The following is a 934-nucleotide window of genomic DNA, read 5'->3' as shown; positions in this document are numbered from 1 at the left end:
GCCGGGGCTCTTTGACAAGTTCATCCGAGAAAGAGAAGCGTGGACGGCGTCGTCCCTGCGGGCCGGGTTCCTTCGGGAGCCGGGCCATGAGTAGGATGACGCTGGTACCGACGTTTCGAGAGCTCACAGCATCGGCGGAAACGCCGGTGTATTGTGGAGCTTCCGTTCATGTTGTGATCAGCGATGATCAACTCTTCAACTTGAGAGTTTGATCCTGGCTCAGAGCGAACGCTGGCGGCAGGCTTAACACATGCAAGTCGAGCGGGCCCTTCGGGGTCAGCGGCAGACGGGTGAGTAACACGTGGGAACGTACCCTTTGGTTCGGAACAACCCTGGGAAACTAGGGCTAATACCGGATACGTCCGAGAGGAGAAAGGTTTATCCGCCGAGGGATCGGCCCGCGTCTGATTAGCTAGTTGGTGAGGTAACGGCTCACCAAGGCGACGATCAGTAGCTGGTCTGAGAGGATGATCAGCCACACTGGGACTGAGACACGGCCCAGACTCCTACGGGAGGCAGCAGTGGGGAATATTGGACAATGGGCGCAAGCCTGATCCAGCCATGCCGCGTGAGTGATGACGGCCTTAGGGTTGTAAAGCTCTTTTCTCCGGGACGATAATGACGGTACCGGAGGAATAAGCCCCGGCTAACTTCGTGCCAGCAGCCGCGGTAATACGAAGGGGGCTAGCGTTGCTCGGAATCACTGGGCGTAAAGGGCGCGTAGGCGGCTGATTTAGTCGGAGGTGAAAGCCCGTGGCTCAACCACGGAATGGCCTTCGATACTGGTCGGCTTGAGACCGGAAGAGGACAGCGGAACTGCGAGTGTAGAGGTGAAATTCGTAGATATTCGCAAGAACACCAGTGGCGAAGGCGGCTGTCTGGTCCGGTTCTGACGCTGAGGCGCGAAAGCGTGGGGAGCAAACAGGATTAGATA

Annotated in this window: 1 rRNA gene; it reads left to right on the top strand. The window is 57.7% G+C overall.

Features of this window, described 5'->3' with window-relative positions:
- Nucleotides 1-196: 196 nt before the first annotated feature.
- A 16S ribosomal RNA gene (locus DT057_RS35040) occupies nucleotides 197-934 on the top strand; the annotation flags it as partial.

This window comes from Methylobacterium crusticola (genome assembly GCF_003574465.1).
GTDB classification, from domain to species: Bacteria; Pseudomonadota; Alphaproteobacteria; order Rhizobiales; family Beijerinckiaceae; genus Methylobacterium; species Methylobacterium crusticola.
This window is presented reverse-complemented; position numbering and strand designations above follow the sequence as displayed.